Below are 14,658 nucleotides of genomic sequence, written 5' to 3' on the forward strand. Positions count from 1 at the left end.
CAGCACGCCCTCAATAGGTGATGGTGGCGGTGATGGTGTCCTGGTAGGAACCTGGGGCGGCGTTGTTGACGCTGGGGTTGGCCACCTGGCCATACACCTGGTAGACCTGGTTGGCGCCGGTGCCGGTGCCGGCCACGGTGTTGGTCCCGGTGCTGGCCCCCCATACCGTGTTGTGGCCCGAATCCTGATAGAGCTGGTAGCCGACGAAGTTGTTGGCGGTCACCCCGGAGTCGGTGTTGCGCATGCGGCGGGTGGTCACATCGCCGGCGGTGCCTGGGTTGAGGCCGGCATTGAGCGCGATCGTGTAGGGAGTGGTCACGCTGCACTGGGCAGTTACCGTGCCTTGCGCATTCAGCGGGGTGACGGAGCTTGAATCAGCATTGCCGAAGTTGACGTTGGTCGCCGCAGCCGCGGTGATGGTGCAGGCCTTGTTGATGGTCAGCAGCACGTTGAAAGTGACGGTGTCGGCAGCGGCGACGGGGCCGGCAACCAGCAGGGCCAGGACCAGGGCCAAGGGGAGACGAACTGTGGATCGCATGGACAACCTCCCTGACCCGAAGGTCTGTTGAACAGAGCGAAGACGGCACGTTCGGCGCCGCTTTGACGACAGTGGCCCCAGCTTAGGCATCGCAAGTGTCTGTATTCCGTGAGAATCGGGGAATCGAAAGGGTGTTGATCATCACGCTTTCACATTCCTTGCCGGAACCGTGCATGGCCCGGATCGCCAGTTGGGTGGCGTTCGTTCAGATTGCGGCCGGATCGGCGATAATGGGCGCCATGAGCGTGAATCTGAAAACCCCGCAGGAAATCGAGATGATGCGAGTCGCCGGCCGCCTGGCCAGCGAAGTGCTCGACATCGTCACCCCCCACGTCAAGCCCGGTGTCACCACCGAGGAACTGGACCGGATCTGCCACGACCACATCGTGAACGTGCAGGGCACCATTCCGGCCAACGTCGGCTACCGCGGCTTCCCGAAGACCGTGTGCACCTCGGTCAACAACGTCATCTGCCACGGCATTCCCAGCGAAGGGAAGGTCCTGAAGGATGGCGACATCATCAATATCGACGTCACCGTCATCAAGGATGGCTGGCACGGCGACACCAGCCGCATGTTCTTCGTCGGCACCCCCTCGGTGATGGCGCGGCGGCTGGTGGAAGCCACCTACGAAGCCATGTGGCGCGGCATCCGCGCGGTGCGTCCGGGCGCGACGCTGGGCGACATTGGCCATGCCATCCAGAGCTATGCCGAAGGTGAGCGTTTCAGCGTGGTGCGCGAGTACTGCGGCCACGGCATCGGCAAGGTCTACCACGACGAACCGCAGGTGGTGCACTACGGCCGTCCCGGCCAGGGCCTGGTACTGCAGCCGGGCATGACTTTCACCATCGAGCCGATGATCAATGAGGGCACCCGCTACAACAAGGTGCTGCCGGATGGCTGGACCGTGGTGACCAAGGACCGCAAGCTGTCGGCGCAGTGGGAGCACATGATCGCGGTCACCGAGACCGGCGTCGACGTGCTGACCCTGTCGCCGGGCGAGTCGCAGGTCTCCTGAGGATGCTGCCGGCGAGTTCGCTGCTGGACACGCCGGCCGCGTCGCTCAATGACACGGACTGGGCTGCTGCCGCGCGCCAGGCGCTGCAGCAGGCCGACGCGCGCCTCTACCGCCGCTTCGACCAGGGCGACAACATCGAGCGCCTGCTGGCGCTGCGAGCGCGCGCTGCCGACCACCTGATCCGCCTTGCCTGGCAGCGATGCCTGCCCACCGACAGCGGCCTGTCGCTGTTCGCGGTGGGCGGCTACGGGCGTGGGGAACTGTTCCCGTGTTCGGACATCGACCTGCTGGTATTCGGAGAGCCGGCGGCGCAGCTGGCCCACGAGGCCGCGCTGGCGCGCCTGTTCGCGCTGTTGTGGGATTGCGGGCTGGCGGTCAGCCACGCCGTGCGCTCGGCCGCGCAGTGCCGTGAGGCTGCTGCCGACCAGACGGTGATGACCGCACTGATCGAGGCGCGCCCGATACTTGCCGAAGATGCGATCCGGCGCGCGCTGCGCGAAGCCATCGATGACCGTGAGCTGTGGCCGGCGCGTGCGTTCTTCCTGGCCAAGCTGGAGGAACTGCGCAACCGTCACCAGCGTTTCGGCGACACCGCCGACAACCTGGAGCCCGACCTGAAAGATGGTCCCGGCGGCCTGCGTGACCTCAATACGCTGGGATGGATGGCGCTGCGCGCGTTCGGTGTGCGCGATCTGGAAGCGCTGGTCGGGTTGGGCCACCTGGGGGCCGACGAAGCGGCTGCACTGAAGCGCGAGCGCGCGGTGCTGGCACGCCTGCGCTTTGGCCTGCACCTGGTGGCACGTCGCCCGGAAGAGCGCCTGCGCTTCGATTACCAGAAGACCCTGGCCGCGCGCCTGGGCTTCGAAGACGACGCCGAGAACCTCGGTGTCGAGAAAATGATGCAGGGGTTCTACCGCGCCGCACTGGTGGTGCGCCGGATCAGCGACCGCCTGCTGCAGCGCTTCGAGGAGCAGTTCGATGGCGAGGCACAGCCGGAACCACTGACCGTTGGTTTCTCCCTGCGTCGTGGCTATCTGGCCGCCAACGAGGCCGAATGGCCGCGTGGCGACATCGGCCAGGTATTCGCGCTGTTCGCCGGTTGGGCCAACAACCCGCAGGTACGCGGCCTGCATTCGTTGACCGCGCGCGCGTTGGCCGAATCGTTGCCACTGCTGCCGGCCTACGACCAGGCCGATTCCGATGCACGCGAGCATTTCCTGGCGCTGCTGCGCGGTCAGCGCCCGGTCGATACGCTCTCGCGCATGGCGCGGCTGGGCGTGCTCGGGCAGTGGATTCCCGCCTTCGCCCAGGTCAGCGGGCGCATGCAGTTCGATCTGTTCCATGTCTATACCGTCGACCAGCACACGCTGATGGTCCTGCGTAACATCGGCCTGTTCGCCAGCAGCCGTGCCGACGAGCGCTTCTCGATCGCGCACGAGGTGTGGCCACGCCTGCGCAAACCGGAACTGCTGTTGCTGGCCGGCCTGTTCCATGACATCGCCAAGGGCCGTGGCGGTGATCACTCGGAACTGGGGGCGGTCGATGCGCGTGCGTTCTGCCAGGCGCACGGACTGAGTGCCTCCGATACCGAGCTGGTCGCGTGGCTGGTCGAGCAGCACCTGCGCATGTCCATGACCGCGCAGAAGCAGGACATCGCCGATCCGGTGGTGATCCATCGCTTCGCCACCCTGATCGGCAGCCGTGATCGTCTGGACTACCTGTACCTGCTGACCTGCGCCGACATCGCCGGCACCAGCCCGAAGCTGTGGAACGCATGGAAGGACCGGCTGCTGGCCGACCTGTACTTCGCCACGCGGCGTGCGCTGCGCGAGGGCCTGGAGCATCCGGTACCGGCCGCCGAGCGCGTGGCCGAAGCACGTGACAGCGTGCGCGCACTGGTGCGCGAGCAGGGTTACGACGACGCCACCATCGATCGCCAGTTCGCGGTGATGCCCGACGAAGGCTTCATCCGCCTGCGCCCGGAGCAGCTGGCCTGGCAGGCCGCTGCCCTGGTGCCGGTGAAGCAGGGGCAGGCGCTGGTGAAGGTGCGCCGGATCAGCGTCGACGATCCTGCGCTGGAAGTCTTCGTGCATTCGCCGGACCGCGACGGCCTGTTCGCCGCGATCGTGATGACGCTGGACCGCAAGGGCTACGGCATCCACCGCGCACGCGTGCTGGACGGTCCGGCCGATACCATCTTCGATACCTTCGAAGTGAACCCGGCCGATACCTTCGCCGATGGCAGCAGTGCCAACCTGGAAGCGGCGCTGCGCGAGGCACTCAGTGGTGACCTGTCGCGCCTGCGGCCGTCACGCCGGGTGGTGCCACGGCAGCTGCGGCACTTCCGCTTCGCCCCGCGCATCGAATTCCGCGATGAGCCGGGCGCAACCCGTTTCGCCTTGGTCGCCCCCGACCGCCCCGGCCTGCTGGCCGATGTGGCGTTCGTGCTGCGCAATCAGGGCCTGCGCGTGCATGATGCGCGCATTGCCACGTTCGGCGAACGCGCCGAAGACACCTTCGTGATCAGTGACGAACACGACCTCCCCCTGACTGAACCTGCCCGGCAGCAGCTGCATGACGCGATGCTGGCCTGCCTGGACCCTGATCGAAACGCCGGAGACCCCGCCTGATGGCCACCAAGCCCGCCAAGAAAGTTCCACAACAGCCGAAGGCTGGTCAGACCGCCGCGACCCCCAAGAGCGCAGCGGCCCGGAAAACTGCTGCCGTCACGCCGGCCGCGAAGAAGGCCGCTGCGCCGAAGAAGGCCGCTGCAGTGAAGGCCCCGGTGAAAAAAGCCGCAGCAGCGAAGAAGGCTCCGGCCAAGAGCGCTGAAACCACGCGCGCCGAGACCATCGCCCGCAAGTCGCTGCGCAAGCCGGCGTCGCCGGGCGTGGAAGAACTTAAGTTCGGCATCGAGAGCGCCTTCGAGCGCCGCGCCACGCTGACCCTGCACGAGCTGGAAGGCTCGACCAAGCCGCTGGTCAACCGCGTGATCGATGGCCTGGAGAGCGGCGAATTCCGCGTTGCCGAGCCGGACGGCCACGGCGGCTGGAAGGTCAACGAGTGGCTGAAGAAGGCGGTGCTGCTGTATTTCCGCGTCAATGACATGGCCGTGGTCGACGCAAAGCCGGCGCCGTTCTGGGACAAGGTCGAATCGCGCTTTGCCGGCTATGACGAGGCGAAGTTCCGCCGTGGCGGCGTGCGCGTGGTGCCGGGGGCAATCGCCCGCCGCGGCACCTACTTCGGCAAGGACGTGGTGCTGATGCCGAGCTTCACCAACATCGGCGCCTACGTCGGCGAAGGCACCATGGTCGATACCTGGGCCACCGTGGGTTCGTGCGCGCAGATCGGCCAGCATTGCCACCTGTCCGGCGGCGCTGGCATCGGCGGTGTGCTGGAACCGCTGCAGGCCAGCCCGACCATCATCGAGGACCACTGCTTCATCGGTGCGCGTTCGGAAGTGGTGGAAGGCGTGGTGGTCGGCCACCACAGCGTGATCGGCATGGGCGTGTTCCTCAGCCAGAGCACCCGCATCTACAACCGTGCCACCGGCGAGATCAGCTACGGCTACATCCCCCCGTACAGCGTGGTGGTGTCCGGCTCGTTGCCGAGCAAGGACGGTACCCACTCGCTGTACTGCGCGGTGATCGTCAAGCAGGTTGATGCCAAGACCCGCAGCAAGACCAGCGTCAACGACCTGCTGCGCGGCCTGGCCGACTGAAGGTGATTGCGCCGGAGGATCTGGCGCAGTCCGCGATCTACCGGCATCCGTCCGACACCCTGGTCGGGCGGATGCTGCCGCGCCTGCTGCACGCTCCGCGCTGGACCCGGCTGCGCCGCGCACTGTCGCGGCGCTGGCCGATGCTGGCGCTGGTCAGTGACGTGCGCGATGTGGTCTACGTGAGCTGGTGGGTCGACGTACGCCACGCACCAACGCCGCCACCGGGCCATCATTACGTGGTCCATGCCGGACGTACGCCTTACACCATCCTCAGCTACCGTCACGGCCACTTCGGGCCGGCGTTGGCCGGGCCGCTGCGTTTCCTGATGCCGTCGCCAAGGCAGAGCAACTGGCGCTGGTACCTGCGCCGCGACGACGATCCGGACGGAACGCCGGTGGTGCTGTTCGATCGCAATGTGATGGACCAGCTGCCCTTCGTGGCTGGCGCGCGTGCGTTCAGCGATGCCATGCAGCCGCATCTGCCCACACGCTTCGAGCATGTGGTGCGCACCGATGGCGATGGGTACACCCTGATCGAAGGCGGGCAGGGCAGTGCGCCGAGGTTGCACCTGCAGTGGCAGGCCGCTGCAGGCCGGGAGGATGCGGCGGCGTGGTCGGCGGCCTTCGGCGGGCACCAGGCCGTGCTGCGTTTCGTCACCTGCCAGGACGAGGCCATCGCCCGTACCTGCGACGCCCGCTGGGCCAGCACCCGCATCGCGCTGCCGGTGGAGATCGCACAGCTGCAACCGCTGCAGCTGGAAGGCGAACCGCAGTGCCCGCGCCTGCAGGCAATGGGCGTGGCGCTGCACGAGGGGCTGGCCTTCCGGCTGCCAAGGGTGCCGTTCCGGGTCGTGTCCGAGCGCCTGTTGTGAGATTCTGGCCCTCTGTTTTCCAGCATCACAGATGGCCATGAGCACCACTGTCTACGGTTTGAAGAACTGCGATACCTGCAAGAAGGCGACCAAGTGGCTGGACCGCTTCGGCGTGCCGTACACCTTCGTCGACTACCGCGACAACAAACCCAGCCCGGAAACGCTGCTGGCATGGGCGGCGCAGCTGGGTGGCCTGGCCGCGATGGTCAACAAGTCCTCCACCACCTGGCGGCAGCTGCCGGACAACCGCAAGGCCGCCGACTCCGAGGCCGAATGGAAGCTGCTGCTGCGCGAGTACCCGCAGCTGATCAAGCGTCCGCTGGTGGTCACTGCCGATGGCACGGTCAGCCAGGGGTTCAGTGACAACGGTTTCAAGGCCCGCTTCGGCGTGGGTGACGCATGAGTGCGGTCCTCGACCTGACCTGCGAACTGATCGCACGACCCTCGGTGACGCCGGATGATGCTGGCTGCCAGACACTGCTGGCGGCACGCCTGAAGCAGGCCGGGTTCCAGTGCGATCACCTGCGCCTGGGCGAGGTCGACAACCTGTGGGCGACCCATGGGCAGGGTGCGCCGGTGCTGGTGCTGCTGGGCCACACCGACGTGGTGCCGCCCGGCCCGCGCGAGGCCTGGGCCAGCGATCCGTTCACGCCGCAGATCCGTGAGGGTGTGCTGTACGGCCGTGGCACCGCCGACATGAAGGGCAGCGTGGCGGCGTTCGTGGTGGCCGCCGAGCAGTTCGTGGCCGCGCATCCCGATCATACCGGCACGCTGGCGGTGCTGCTGACCAGCGACGAGGAGGGCGATGCCATCGATGGCGTGCGCCACGTTGCACGGCTCTTCGCCGAGCGCGGCCAGCGCATCGACTGGTGCATCACCGGCGAGCCGTCGTCGACCGCGACGCTGGGTGACCTGCTGCGCGTGGGTCGTCGCGGCAGCCTGTCGGCCAAGCTGCGCGTGCAGGGCGTGCAGGGTCATGTGGCGTATCCGGAGAAGGCACGTAACCCGATCCACCAGGCGGCGCCGGCCCTGGCCGAGCTGAGTGCGCGGCGCTGGGATGACGGCTACGAGAGTTTCCCGCCGACCAGCCTGCAGATCTCCAACATCCATGCCGGTACCGGTGCCAACAATGTGATTCCCGGCGAGCTGGAGGTGGATTTCAACATCCGCTACAACCCGCACTGGGATGCGCCGAAGCTGGAGGCGGAGATCACTGCACTGTTGGACCAGCATGGCCTGCAGTACACGCTCAAGTGGCATCGCAGCGGTGAGCCGTTCTACACCCCGGAAGGCACGCTGCGTGCGACTGCGCGCGCGGTACTGGCCGAGCACATCGGCCGCGCACCGGAAGAAAGCACCGGCGGAGGCACCTCCGATGCACGCTTCATCGCGCCGCTGGGCGCGCAGTGCATCGAAGTGGGGCCGGTCAACGCCAGCATCCACCAGGTGGACGAGAACGTGCGCGTGGACGAGCTGGAAGCACTGCCGGGGTTGTACCAGCGGCTGGTGGAACGGTTGCTGGTGTGAGCCCCGCAGTGGGGATGCCTCGATCCTGCTGAGGTGGGTGCCGACCGTTGGTCGGCACGCCTCCCGCCGGGGCCGCTTCTCTACTCCGAAAAAATGAAGAACGGCGGCTCGATCGCCTTCTTCCAATAACTTGGCGCGGCCATGTAGAAGTGCTGCGCCTCGGCGCGCGCGAACCAGCGCGCCGCAGCATCGGTGTCCTTCTCCACGCCCGGCGCACTCCGGCCCAGCAGCAGCCCGGCGAAGTACTGGCCGAACACATTGCCCCTCTCACCGGCGCGCTGGTACAGCTGCAGGGCACGGGCAGGATCGCGTGGCAGGCCGACGCCCTTTTCAAGCAGCGCGCCAAGATCGACCTGTGCGTCGGCGTCGCCTGCAGCGGCGCGGCGTTGGATCCTCGCCACCAGCGGATGCACGGTATCGCCTGTGGCCGCTACCGCACCGGGCAGTCCCGACGATGACGACGCATAGCGCTGGTAGACCATCGCGCGCAGGTCCCAACGCAGTGCGCGCTGGGCGTCGTCGCGCTCGCGATAGGCCTTGGCCAGGTCGAAGAACGCGTACGGATTGCCGTGATTGGCGGCGGCCAGAGACCAGCGTTCGCCACGTCGCCAGGACGCGCGCAGCACCGGTGCTGGGTTGATGTGTGGACTGTCGGCATACCGCAGCGTGCCGGAGGTCCAGATCCGGCCCAGCGCCTCTTCCGCCTTGGTGTTGTGGAAGCTCCAGGGCGTGACCGCCGCGGCGCGCTCGTAGTAGGTGACGGCGCGCAGATCGTTGAAGCGCTCGAAGGTCCGCGCGGTTTCCCAGGCACCGTCGAAGCTGCCATCGGTTCCGCGTTGCTCCAGTGCCTGCTGCTGGTCCAGCTGCAGTGTGGAGGGGGGGGGCAGGCTCTGGCAGGCGGCCAGGCTTAGGCAGAGCAGGGCGGCCAGCGCCCCGGTGCGTCCATTGCGGTGTTGCATTCCTGTTACACGGTTCAGGGCGGGCCATTATGCGCTCCAGGCGTGGTTGCCGACGCAACTGTTGCACCGCGCCGGAAACCGGGGTAGGGTCGATGCCATGTCGATCCGCTTGGCCACCGCCGTCAATAACAACAACCGCAATAATCTGCGCGCGAATAATCGTGCGCGGCCGATGCGGGACTGCGCCCTGGGTAGATAGACAGCAACACACGCCCGGACACCAGAAAACCCGCATCAGCCGATGCGGGTTTTTTTGTGCCCGGGTGCAGTCCCACCCGGGCCTGGTTGCCGGTCGAACACCTTCCCCGTGAAATCCCCACAACAGGAGCTCTGCCATGTGTTCGATCTTCGGAATCTTCGGCCTGCAGGCCGGTGACGATCTTCCCGCCCTGCGCCGCCATGCGCTGGAACTGTCGCAGCGCCAGCGCCACCGTGGCCCGGACTGGAGCGGCGTGTACCTCGACGAAGGTGCGCTGCTGGTCCATGAGCGGCTGGCCATCGTCGACCCGGCCGGTGGTTCGCAGCCGTTGTTGTCGGCCGATGGCCAGCTGGCGCTGGCGGTCAACGGCGAGATCTACAACCACCAGCAGCTGAAGGCCACGTTGACCACCGCCTACGACTTCCAGACCGGTTCGGACTGTGAAGTGATCAACGCGCTGTACCGTCAGGGCGGTACGCCAGCACAGTGGCTGGAACAGCTCAACGGCATCTTCGCCTTCGCCCTGTGGGATCGCGATGCTGGCCGTGTACTGGTGGCACGCGATCCGGTCGGCGTGGTGCCGCTGTACTGGGGTCACGATGCACATGGCCGGCTGCGCGTAGCCTCGGAAATGAAGGCACTGGTCGATACCTGTGCCGATGTCGCGCAGTTCCCGCCGGGCCACTATTTCGACAGTGCCAGCGGTGAGCTGGTGCGCTACTACCAGCAGCCGTGGCGGGACTATGGCGACGTGCAGGGCCGCCAGGCCGACCTCGCCGAGCTGCGCCAGGCTTTCGAACATGCGGTGGAACGCCAGCTGATGAGTGACGTGCCGTACGGCGTACTGTTGTCCGGCGGCCTCGATTCGTCGCTGGTGGCGGCGGTGGCCGCGCGCTATGCGCGCCGCCGCATCGAGGATGGCGGGCAGACCGAAGCCTGGTGGCCGCGCCTGCATTCGTTCGCGATCGGCCTGAAGGGCTCGCCCGATCTGGCGGCCGGGGCGATCGCTGCCGAGGCACTCGGCACCGTGCATCACGGCTTCGAATACACCTTCGAGGAAGGCCTCGATGCGCTGCCGGAGGTGATCCGCCACATCGAAACCTATGACGTCACCACCATCCGTGCCTCCACGCCGATGTTCCTGCTGGCGCGGCGGATCAAGGCGATGGGCGTGAAGATGGTGCTCTCCGGCGAAGGCAGCGATGAGATCTTCGGTGGCTACCTGTACTTCCACAAGGCGCCGGATGCACGCGAATTCCACGACGAGCTGGTACGCAAGCTCGATGCCCTGCACAACTACGATTGCCTGCGCGCCAACAAGTCGATGATGGCCTGGGGCGTGGAGCCGCGTGTCCCGTTCCTCGACCGCGAGTTTCTCGACGTGGCGATGCGCTTCGATGCCGCGCACAAGATGGTCGGTGCCGGCTTCGGTGGGCGCCGCATCGAGAAGGCGGTGCTGCGCGAAGCATTCGAGGGCTACCTGCCGGACAGCATCCTGTGGCGGCAGAAGGAGCAGTTCAGCGATGGCGTCGGCTACGGCTGGATCGACGGGCTGAAGGCGCATGCCGAAGCGCAGGTGAGCGACCGTGTGTTGGCGGCAGCGGACAAGCGCTTCGCGCACAACCCGCCGCAGACCAAGGAGGCGTACTACTACCGCCACCTGTTCGAGCAGTTCTTCCCGAGTCGTGCTGCGGCGGAGACCGTGCCGGGCGGCAAGTCGATTGCCTGTTCGTCGCCGGCCGCCATTGCCTGGGATGCCAGCTTCGCGGCAGCGGCGGACCCCTCGGGCCGCGCGATTGCCGGCGTGCACGAGCAGGCACTGGCCTAAGTCCCAAAAAGGGGACGGAGGGGATTAAGTCGTTTTTGCCACAAACGACTTAATCCCCTCCGTCCCCTTTTTCGTATCATCGCCCCCTGCACATTGGGGAATGTTCATGGGCGTACAGACCGGGGGCCAGGCGCCGCCGATGAAATGGGGATGGCGTTATCTGGCCTGGGCCGGCGTGCCATTGCTGGCCGGGGTGCTGCTGGCGCGGTATGCCGGGCCGGCAGCGCCTGCGGCGGTCGCCCGTGCCTCGGTAGCCGCCGAAGGCAGCTGGGCGCAGCACCTTGCCTCACCGCTGGGCCTGTTCCTGCTGCAGCTGCTGGTGCTGCTGCTGGTGGCCAAGGGCGCGGGCGCGCTGCTCAAGCGCTTTGGACAACCGGCGGTGATCGGCGAGATGGCCGCTGGCCTGATGATGGGGCCGCTGGTGCTCGGCAGCCTGCTGCCGCAGCTGCATGGTGCCTTGTTCCCGGCCAGTTCGCTGGGGCCGCTGGGCATGCTCAGCCAGCTGGGCGTGCTGATGTTCCTGCTGGTGGCCGGTGCCGAGCTGGACCTGGCGGCGCTGCGTGGCCGCCGGCGCTTCGCCTTCACGGTCAGCCATGCCGGCATCGCGGTGCCGTTCGTGCTTGGCGTCGCCCTGGCGATCTGGCTGTATCCGCAGCACGGCCCGCAGGGCGTGGGCTTCACTGCCTTCGCGCTTTTCGTTGGTATTTCGATGAGCATCACCGCGTTCCCCGTGTTGCTGCGCATCCTTGCCGATCGTGGGATCACACAGACGCCATTGGGTCAGACCGCGATCGCCTGCGCGGCATTGGGCGATGCCACCGCCTGGTGCCTGCTGGCCTTGATCGTCGCTGCGGCCCAGGCCAGCGGCTGGTTGCCGGCCAGCCTCAACCTGCTGTGCGTGGTCGTGTTCGTGGCGCTGATGCTGGGGCTGGTGAAGCCGTGGTTTGCCCGCCAGCAGATCGCGCCGGGCCGTGAGGGACGTTGGCTGCTGGGCATCCTGCTGCTGTCGCTGGCCAGTGCGCTGGTCACCGAGATGCTGGGCATCCACGCCCTGTTCGGTGCATTCGCTGCGGGCGTCGCGGTATCGTCCAACGCGCAGCTGCGCGACCTGTTGATGGCCCGCGTCGAACCGTTCGCGGTGACCCTGCTGCTGCCGTTGTTCTTCGCCATGACCGGCCTGCGCATGCGCGCCGATGCGCTGCAGGCCAGCGATATCGTGTTGTGCGTGGTGGTGATTGCGGTGGCCACGGCCGGCAAGCTGCTGGGCACCTTCAGTGCCGCACGCAGCGCCGGCATGCCCACACGCGAAGCGTGGCGGCTGGGCGCGTTGATGAACACCCGTGGCCTGATGGAGCTGATCGTGCTCAACCTGGGCTACGAGCTGGGCCTGCTCGGCGACCGCCTGTTCGCGGTGCTGGTGATCATGGCGTTGGTGACCACGGCGATGACCGGGCCGCTGCTGAACCTGATCGAGCGACGCCGGGGCTGAGCGCTGGACGGTAGTGCCGGCCGCTGGCCGGCATCCAGGCTGGTGTGTCCAGCATCATGAGGTTGCCGGCCAGCGGCCGGCACTACCGCGCTGGCACCAGCGTCATCGTGTGCTGCGCTTTGCCGGGCAGGAACGGCGTCGGCCGCCCATGCACCCAGTCTTCGTGGCCGGCGCCCCAGTACGGCGACAGCGGGTGCCCGCTCTGGCCGCCGGGCATGTGCACGATGCCGTCGGCCTCGTGGCCGGGCGAAACCACCATGCGTTCGGAGGCGCCGAAGTTGGGCGTCTGCACGCGCGGCATGTCACGGTCGCCGGGCAGCGGGTCGGCGGGCATGCACAGCCAGCGCTTGGCGACCTCGGGCAACGCCCGTGTGACAGGGTGGCAGAGCGCCGCGGTGTTGCGCTCTCCCCAGGTGCGCTGGGCCAGTGGGCCCTGCTTGGCCAGCTCGCTCTCGGTGCGGCGTGCGGCATCAAGCAGCAGCGCGTCCCAGCTGTCGTAGGCCGGTGGCAACAGGTTGGCGGGGCGTTGCTGCAGCATCGGCCAGGCCACACCTTCAAGTTGTGCCAGGCGTGGGTCCAGATAGTCATCGCCCAGCTGCGCGTTGGCCGGTGCCAGCAGTGCATCGGACAGGGTATCCATCACCTGCGTTCGGAACTCGCGCACCACCCGGTAGCTCACCGAGCTGGCCGAGGCCCGGCCGCCCCATTGGTGGCTGACGGACTTCAACCGCTTCAGCGCAGGATCGTCACTGCGTTCGATGACGTCATGCAGCAACGCCCACCAGCGCTGCAGAAACACGGCGCGATCATCGAGCTGGATCGCCAGCAGGTCGTGTTCGTCGAAGCGGTCCTGGATGGCGAGCAGATCGCGGATCTGCTGCGCACGCGCGCCGAGGTCATAGCCACCGTTGCCGACGGTAGCCAGCGCCTCGCCGTCGAGGACGCGACCGTTGGCGGTCCACAGGCGATGGTTGGGGGGATCGATCAGCGCCGGCGAGGCATCGCTGCGGATCGGCCACGGCGCGCAGTCCTGGTTGCTGGCGGCATTGAAGCCGGCCGGTGCACAGCCGGGGCCGCGGTCAGGACGGGCACCGATCAGCCGCCAGGCAATGCGTCCGCTGCGGTCGCCGACCACCAGGTTCTGCGCAGGAATGCCGGCGCGGTCGGCGAAGTGCAGGGCGCCGTCCAGGTCGCCGGCACGGGCCAGGTCACCGAAGTCCAGGCGCACCGCGCCGGGCAGGTGTGCGACCCAACGCAGCGCATCGCCGCTGCCATCGACATGGGTGTGCAGGATCGGCCCCCAGGCGGTTTCGCGCACCGGAAACACCACATCGGCCTGGCCGGCCACCGCAATGCGTTCCTCGTGCACGGTGACGGCGGCGTTGGCCGGTTCCGTGCGGTAGTCCGCCGTGTCGATGTAGCTGTTGGTGAAGCCCCAGGCGACGTGGCCGTTGCTGCCGACAATTACCGCCGGCAGGCCAGGCAGCGAGAAGCCGGTGACGTCGACCTGGCCGCCAGCAGCCTGCGGGTCGGGGTAACGCAGGCGCACCCGGAACCACAGGCCAGGCGCGCGCAGGCCCAGGTGCATGTCGTCGGCGACGATCGCGCGGCCGTCGGCAGTGAGTGCGCCGGCCACCGCGAAGTTGTTGCTGCCGATGACGTCCGCCTCCTCCTGCTCGGTGCCCTGCTTTCCCTTCAATGTGCGCAGATCGAGCTGGCTTGCATCGGGCAGGGCCGCGTTGCCGGTGGCTTCGCCAAACAGCGGTGCATCCCATTCGGTGCCGTCGTGGGCGATCAGCGCGTACAGCGCCGGCGGCACCACCGCGCGGATGCGGCTCAGGGCAAGCTCGGTCTGGTTGTTCGGGTCCTGCAGGTCGGCGTACATGGCCAGGCCGGCCAGCACGCTGTCACTGGCCTGCCACGGCTGTGGCGATTGCCGCAGCAGCAGGTAGGCCCACGGTCGCACGGAGAGATCGGTCAGGCCCTCGTTGACCCCTCCGACGTAGGCGCTCACGGCTTCGATGTTGTCGCCCAGCGCAGCCTGCATGTTCGCCTCGGTGCGCGCGCGCAGCCGGTGCACGCGCATGCGCTTGTCGGCGTCGATGGCCTTCGGCCCGAACAGCGCCGACAGCTCGCCGGCGGCACTGCGGCGCATCAGGTCCATCTCGAAATAGCGCTCCTGTGCGTGCACGTGGCCGAGTGCACGCATCGCGTCGGCCTGACTGCCGGCAGTGATGGTGACCACGCCCAGCGCATCGCGCTCGATGGTGACCGGCCTGGCCAGCCCAGGCAGTGCATGTTCGCCGTCGAGGTCGGCCAGGCTGCCGCGCAGCAGCAGCCACAGGCCCAGTACGGTAACCAGCACGATGGCGATCAGCACGCCCAGCACCCAACGCCATGTACGTCGCATCGCACGTCCTTTCCGAACTCGTGGGCCGATTGTAGCCGCAGGCGCAACTGCGACTGATTCCGATTAGATCACCGTATTTTGAAATGCGGCACCCTATGT

At 67.4% G+C, this 14,658-nt stretch carries 11 protein-coding genes; 8 read left to right on the forward strand and 3 right to left on the reverse strand.

Annotated elements, in window-relative coordinates:
- Positions 1-10: 10 nt before the first annotated feature.
- Positions 11-538: a Csu type fimbrial protein gene (locus AC3ITW_RS06885; protein WP_004151083.1), complete on the reverse strand. Its 528-nt coding sequence runs from the start codon at positions 536-538 to the stop codon at positions 11-13.
- A 173-nt stretch (positions 539-711) separates the two neighbouring features.
- Between AC3ITW_RS06885 and map the strand changes: the two genes are divergently transcribed.
- The 6 genes from map to dapE are packed head-to-tail and all read left to right on the forward strand — an operon-like array spanning position 712 to position 7,674.
- Positions 712-1,554, forward strand: a complete 843-nt coding sequence (map, locus tag AC3ITW_RS06890) for a type I methionyl aminopeptidase (protein ID WP_046983130.1) — start codon at positions 712-714, stop codon at positions 1,552-1,554.
- Between the two features lie 20 nt (positions 1,555-1,574).
- Positions 1,575-4,184: a [protein-PII] uridylyltransferase gene (locus AC3ITW_RS06895; RefSeq protein WP_489390352.1), complete on the forward strand. Its 2,610-nt coding sequence runs from the start codon at positions 1,575-1,577 to the stop codon at positions 4,182-4,184.
- Positions 4,184-5,275 carry a 2,3,4,5-tetrahydropyridine-2,6-dicarboxylate N-succinyltransferase gene (gene dapD, locus AC3ITW_RS06900; protein WP_489390171.1) on the forward strand — a complete coding sequence of 364 codons (1,092 nt, stop codon included), beginning with the start codon at positions 4,184-4,186 and terminating at the stop codon, positions 5,273-5,275. Before AC3ITW_RS06895 ends, dapD begins: the two co-directional genes overlap by 1 nt.
- A gap of 2 nt (positions 5,276-5,277) precedes the next feature.
- Positions 5,278-6,147, forward strand: a complete 870-nt coding sequence (locus AC3ITW_RS06905) for a hypothetical protein (RefSeq protein ID WP_012510521.1) — start codon at positions 5,278-5,280, stop codon at positions 6,145-6,147.
- Positions 6,148-6,178: 31 nt separating this feature from the next.
- Positions 6,179-6,550, forward strand: coding sequence for an arsenate reductase (locus AC3ITW_RS06910; RefSeq protein ID WP_012510522.1), 372 nt, complete (start codon positions 6,179-6,181; stop codon positions 6,548-6,550).
- Complete coding sequence (gene dapE / locus AC3ITW_RS06915; protein ID WP_012510523.1) at positions 6,547-7,674, forward strand: succinyl-diaminopimelate desuccinylase; 1,128 nt, start codon at positions 6,547-6,549, stop codon at positions 7,672-7,674. Before AC3ITW_RS06910 ends, dapE begins: the two co-directional genes overlap by 4 nt.
- Before the next feature lie 80 nt (positions 7,675-7,754).
- Here the strand turns inward: dapE and AC3ITW_RS06920 are convergent, their stop codons facing one another.
- Positions 7,755-8,633, reverse strand: coding sequence for a tetratricopeptide repeat protein (locus tag AC3ITW_RS06920; RefSeq protein ID WP_012510524.1), 879 nt, complete (start codon positions 8,631-8,633; stop codon positions 7,755-7,757).
- A 335-nt stretch (positions 8,634-8,968) separates the two neighbouring features.
- Between AC3ITW_RS06920 and asnB the strand changes: the two genes are divergently transcribed.
- Together asnB and AC3ITW_RS06930 are read left to right on the forward strand one after the other, a co-directional pair.
- Entirely contained in the window at positions 8,969-10,660 is a 1,692-nt protein-coding gene (asnB, locus tag AC3ITW_RS06925; RefSeq protein ID WP_012510525.1) for an asparagine synthase B, read from the forward strand.
- Between the two features lie 100 nt (positions 10,661-10,760).
- Entirely contained in the window at positions 10,761-12,149 is a 1,389-nt protein-coding gene (locus tag AC3ITW_RS06930) for a cation:proton antiporter domain-containing protein (RefSeq protein ID WP_041864491.1), read from the forward strand.
- A gap of 82 nt (positions 12,150-12,231) precedes the next feature.
- Here AC3ITW_RS06930 and AC3ITW_RS06935 read toward each other — a convergent pair whose 3' ends face one another.
- Positions 12,232-14,559 carry a penicillin acylase family protein gene (locus AC3ITW_RS06935; RefSeq protein ID WP_012510527.1) on the reverse strand — a complete coding sequence of 776 codons (2,328 nt, stop codon included), beginning with the start codon at positions 14,557-14,559 and terminating at the stop codon, positions 12,232-12,234.
- Between the last annotated feature and the right edge of the window lie 99 nt (positions 14,560-14,658).

Source organism: Stenotrophomonas sp. KH_052 (assembly GCF_057838755.1).